This window comes from Cupriavidus sp. KB_39, from assembly GCF_052114485.1.
GTDB lineage: Bacteria > Pseudomonadota > Gammaproteobacteria > Burkholderiales > Burkholderiaceae > Cupriavidus.
The window spans coordinates 1-904 of sequence record NZ_JBFREV010000142.1 but is presented as its reverse complement, the minus strand read 5'-3'; the positions used below and the strand labels follow the sequence as shown (position 1 = coordinate 904).

The 904-nt window shown below is 53.8% G+C and carries 2 protein-coding genes and 1 pseudogene; all 3 read right to left on the bottom strand.

Annotation, left to right across the window (positions count from 1 at the left end; genetic code table 11):
• The coding region (locus AB4Z27_RS29150; protein WP_441645972.1) for a hypothetical protein at positions 1-182 on the bottom strand (182 nt) is incomplete at its 3' end.
• 27 nt (positions 183-209) lie between these two features.
• A complete protein-coding gene (locus AB4Z27_RS29145; RefSeq protein ID WP_441646000.1) occupies positions 210-587 on the bottom strand; it encodes a hypothetical protein in 378 nt (125 codons plus the stop codon).
• Positions 581-904, bottom strand: a pseudogene (locus AB4Z27_RS29140) (hypothetical protein); the annotation flags it as partial. The gene AB4Z27_RS29145 and the pseudogene AB4Z27_RS29140, both read right to left, overlap by 7 nt.

Below are 904 nucleotides of genomic sequence, written 5' to 3'. Positions count from 1 at the left end.
TCCACGGGATAGGCTTTCGAGAAGTATCGTTTTACCTGTGCCACCGTTGGTTGGAATATCTTGCAGCGCTCGGTCATGTCCACGTCGTCCGGCTCGGCATTTTGCCCGGTCTCGGTGATGATGACTTTCTTGACGGTTCTGGCGTCACTCGTTGCGGGTAGCGCAAGGAGGAGAGTCACCAAGATAACTGCTGTAGGAGCACTTACCATCTAGCGGCGCCTGAGGAGTCGGCTCAGACACGAGCGTTTCTTTTCTTGCGTGGTTTTTCCAAGCGTCCTGAGGTACTCCTCCGACTCCCTGGCATCCTGATCGACATCTAGGTCAGAGAAAGAATCGAAGACGAAAACGATCGCCTCTCGCCATTCGGGACTGGCCTGCCAGTCGTCTAGGTAGCGGTCCTGCTGTCTTGAAGTCAGGGGTGTCCAGAATGGCCTCCACACCCGATCGAACCAAGGTTCGGAAATTCCTTGTTGAACGTGTGCCGCCAGTTCATCTGGCTTGATGTTAGGGAAGATGATCCAGGGCGGTTCTGGAGCGTCGGGATGGTGCGCTACTAGATTGGTGCCTAAGCCTTCCATCATCAGCATTCGGGTTCGTCGCTCAAACCATATGCACATGCGAACGGGTCATGCCATTTGTTGCGTTTGTAGAGCAGATCGACCGTATTGCCTCCTAACCAGAATAATGTAGCGGTCCCTCCTGAGTAGAGCCGGAATCTGCCTGAAGTGTTGTCGCTGAACGATACTTCACCCACTGCAAAGCATGGGGAATAACGCTCGTGCGTCAGAATGCGGCTCTCTATCGGATAGGCCTTGGAGAAATACCGTTTCACTTGGCTGACTGTTGGCTTGAAGGTCTTACAGTTTTCCGTGAGGCTGGCGTCGTCAGTGTGCGAGGTTAAACC